We start from the raw sequence: 2386 nt of genomic DNA on the forward strand, positions 1-2386 counted from the left end.
ACGACGGATCCAGAAAAACCAGAAACGACGAATCCAGAGAAGCCTGAAAAAGAATTACCGAAGACAGGACAGAAAATGCCTGTGGAACCATATATGGGAGCACTTCTTATTATGATGAGTTTTGGATTGCTCGTATTAGGTAGAAAACAGCAGAGATAATAAAAATGAAAAGGTATCCTCAAAGTATTGGAGGATACCTTTTTTATTTGGCATAAAAAACATTTAGCAAAAGAACTCGATGCAAATAGAAACAAAAAGGAAGAAAAAGTTCATCCTATTTTCTTAATATGGTTATATCAAAAATAGCTATATATATTTAATGTGAAAATAAAAGGTTAAAGGCCTTCGTAATGTTTGGGTGAAAAAAGAGTTATCTATGTAATTAATTTGAGTACTTTAAGAAAGAGGGCTTTTTCCTAAAGTATTCAAAGGATGATAGTCCAATAGCAGGTGGGAGATGAAACTCGTTTTAGCACTGTATTAACACCTTAAAATGTAGATAGGGGAAAATAATGTAAAGAAACTATTGTATGTTTAAAAATCATATGTTACATTTGTGTTACGAAACAATTGCAAAACGTAACTTATGTTACGTTTTGTTTTCTTTTTCTTTTCGATATATTACGATTTGAAGTTCATATCCAATCAACCGAGAATATGTAAAGTTAAAAAAATAGCAACCTAAAAAGAGTTTTTCTATGTGTATAAGAGTGTGTGTAGTAAAGAGTCTGGTGAGAGCTTTACGCACATTATTAAAATTCCTTTCTGTCTTAAAAGAAGAAAAACAAATACCAACTATTTAGGTGTTTTAAGTAATGATAGTAAATGAAATGTACAGTACATATTTACTTTCAGTCTAATTACTACATAGACTTTTATACATATGCTGTTATTGTTTTAGGAACACATAGGGGGAGAAAGAATGAGGAAGTTATTAACAGTAATTGGAATTACATGTTTAATGTTAGCTGGATGTAGTAATGGGAATTTTGAAAAAGAAATGGATGCAGGGAAGACCGCGTTAACGAATAAAGAATATAAAAATGCCTTATCATCATTTGAAAAAGCGCTAGATGAGAAACAAGACGATTCAGATGTAATGGTGCTTGTAGAACAAACGAAAATAATGATTGAAGCAGTGAAGTTAAAAGAAGAAACAAAGGTAGAAGAATCAATCAAGTCATTTGAAAAAGTAGAGAACATGAAGGATGGGAATAATACACTTATAAAGCAGGCAAAGGAAGAACGAACAGCATTACTAGCTGTGTTAGAACAAAAAAAGAAGTATAGTGAGCAATTGGCGAAAAGTGAAGAGTTAATAAGTAAGAAAAATTATGCACAAGCGAAAGAGATATTAAATAAGTTAGTTGCAGAAACAAAAGATAATAAGAACCTTGAAGAATATAATAAAAAAGCAGTAGGATTAGTTACTAAAATTAATGAAGAAGAAAAAAATGCAAAGAGTGAAGCAGCAGTGAAGGTACAAAAAACAAATGTAGTAACGAATCAAAAGGTAGTAACAGAAAAGAACGGAAAAACTGAGATAGGAAAGAATCAAAATGCATTTACTTTTGAGAAAGCTAAAGAATATATCAAAAATGAATATAAAGAAGAATATGATTACACGCTAGAAGATACACAAGTAGAAAATGGAAAGAAATATTATAAAATTAGAGTGCGTACGACATATAAAATAGAAGGCGCAGCTGGATCAGGATTTACTGGCGTATTCAAAGTATTCGAAGATGGTACGATTATTGAAATGCACTAAATCGATGAAAAAGGTATCCTCAAAGTATATGAGGGTACCTTTTTTAGCATAAAAAAAAGCATCTAGCAAAAGTACTAGATGCAAATAAAAACACAAGGGAAGACAAAATTCTTCCCGTTTCCCGTATGTAATTATATCAAAAAATATATAAAAAACTAGCTTTATTTTTTATATAATTGATGTGTAAAGCTATGAAAGTATAAGATTACACTGTTTTCATAGTGTTTTATTGAAAAAAAGGAGCTGCGTATATGATTAATTTTAAACCGGAAAATTTGAACCAACTACTAAAAGTAATGTTAATTAGTGCGAATAAGTCTTATGATGCGATTAAAGATTATGAATTTACGGGAGAAGTGGTAGTATTCCGTGTAGACTTCGAATATATTGACGTTTCTCTAATGATTGTAGATATGTTAGGAAGATCTGCTTCTAAATTTAACATTTTGCCATATGCCCGTCCGAATACGAATGAAATAGATTACATTCAGTTTCAAGTGTATTCGATTAATGAAGGGAATTTTAAAGAAGTAATGGATACGATGTAGAAAAACTATAAAGTGAAACTTTAATCAGTGGGAGATTCATCCCCACTGATTATTAGTTGAACCAATC

Annotated in this window: 3 protein-coding genes; all 3 read left to right on the top strand. The window is 30.7% G+C overall.

The features are described 5' to 3' along the window. Positions 1 to 159 (top strand): LPXTG cell wall anchor domain-containing protein (locus tag GFJ36_RS29945; RefSeq protein WP_137036476.1); only part of this gene is annotated, 159 nt, incomplete at its 5' end. 763 nt (positions 160 to 922) lie between these two features. Continuing rightward, positions 923 to 1771 carry a hypothetical protein gene (locus GFJ36_RS04855; RefSeq protein WP_097890508.1) on the top strand — a complete coding sequence of 283 codons (849 nt, stop codon included), beginning with the start codon at positions 923 to 925 and terminating at the stop codon, positions 1769 to 1771. 251 nt (positions 1772 to 2022) lie between these two features. Further along, positions 2023 to 2319, top strand: a complete 297-nt coding sequence (locus GFJ36_RS04860; protein ID WP_088062367.1) for a protoporphyrinogen oxidase — start codon at positions 2023 to 2025, stop codon at positions 2317 to 2319. Positions 2320 to 2386 lie beyond the last annotated feature (67 nt).

It is taken from the genome of Bacillus sp. EE-W1 (genome assembly GCF_009760835.1).
GTDB classification, from domain to species: domain Bacteria; phylum Bacillota; class Bacilli; order Bacillales; family Bacillaceae_G; genus Bacillus_A; species Bacillus_A wiedmannii.